The organism is Vibrio sp. Vb1755, from assembly GCF_033338635.1.
Classification (GTDB): domain Bacteria; phylum Pseudomonadota; class Gammaproteobacteria; order Enterobacterales; family Vibrionaceae; genus Vibrio; species Vibrio alginolyticus.
Genome location: NZ_JAWOTA010000170.1, coordinates 1 through 1,348, shown reverse-complemented (window position 1 = coordinate 1,348; position 1,348 = coordinate 1). Strand labels below are relative to the sequence as shown.

The 1,348-nt window shown below is 47.6% G+C and carries 2 protein-coding genes; both read right to left on the bottom strand.

Translation table 11 applies throughout. The features are described 5' to 3' along the window. Positions 1–845 (bottom strand): low-specificity L-threonine aldolase (gene ltaE / locus R7E00_RS23605; RefSeq protein ID WP_318124659.1); only part of this gene is annotated, 845 nt, incomplete at its 3' end. Positions 846–868: 23 nt separating this feature from the next. Then, a partial coding sequence (locus R7E00_RS23600; RefSeq protein WP_318124658.1) for an NUDIX hydrolase occupies positions 869–1,348 on the bottom strand: 480 nt, incomplete at its 5' end.

Here is a 1,348-nt window from a genome sequence, read left to right as displayed (position 1 = left end):
GCAAACACAATGTTGGTTTGAACGAAGTCAGGATTTACCGAGAAACCCGGTAGTTCAGCTAAACCTTCCGCCAATGCTTTTGCATTGATGTGATCTTGCTTTAACTGCGCGACTTGTTCCGTGATCGCCAGTTTACCTGCTGCCGCTAAAATACCTGCCTGACGCATTCCGCCACCGACCATCTTTCTTAAACGGCGAGCTTTCGCGATGTATTCCTTGCTGCCAAGCAGCAGTGAACCAACGGGTGCCGCAAGACCTTTCGATAAACAAATCGTCATGGAATCAAAGTATTGACCAATATCTTTGACGGGAACATCGAGCGCAACAGCTGCGTTAAACACGCGGGCACCGTCGAGATGCAGTTTCAGATTGTGTTTATTAACGAATTCACGAGCTTCCGCTAAGTAAGACAGTGGGATCACTTTACCGTTGATGGTGTTTTCTAAACTTAGCAGACGAGTACGAGCAAAGTGCGCGTCATCAGGTTTAATTGCTGCCTCTAATTTGTCAAATGGCAACGTGCCATCTGGATTGTTTTCAATTGGTTGAGGCTGGATAGAACCCAGTACCGCTGCGCCACCTGCTTCATATTTGTAATTGTGCGCTTGCTGGCCGCATAAATATTCATCGCCACGCTCACAGTGCGCCATTAATCCTAAAAGGTTTGCTTGTGTGCCAGAAGTGGTAAACAACGCTGCCTCAAACCCTGCTAATTCAGCCGCGAATTGCTCTAGCTCGTTTACGGTAGGATCGTCACCATAAACATCATCGCCAACAGGGGCGCTGAACATTGCTTCGCGCATAGCTTGGGTGGGTTGAGTCACTGTGTCTGAACGAAAATCCATGAATATCTCCTTGGTCCAAATTCCTAAATGTATCCGCAAAGGCGAGCTTTGCTTAAGCAAGCGATGGTTTTGGCATCGGTAATGGTGCCATCAATAATTTTTTCTTCGAGCTGTTCCCGTGACAATGTCACGACTTCAATCACTTCATCGTCGTCACACTCGTAGCGATTGGTTTTGGCTAAGTGTTCGGCGACAAACAAATACTGAATTTCATCACAAAACCCAGCAAGTGGTGTCACTTGACCGAGTGGGGTAAATTTTTCTGCGCTGAAGCCAGTTTCTTCTTCCAACTCACGTTGCGCGCAGCAGAGCGGGTCTTCGTCGCCTTCACGAGTGCCTGCTGGTAACTCCAGAAGCCATTTATTGAGAGAAGGTCGAAACTGATTCACTAAGACTATATCGCCATTGGCAGCGATTGGCAGTATTACAGCAGCGCCTGGATGGTGAATGGTGGTGTGTGAAATGACTTGACCAGTAGGAAGCTGAACGTCTTCTTCAACCAA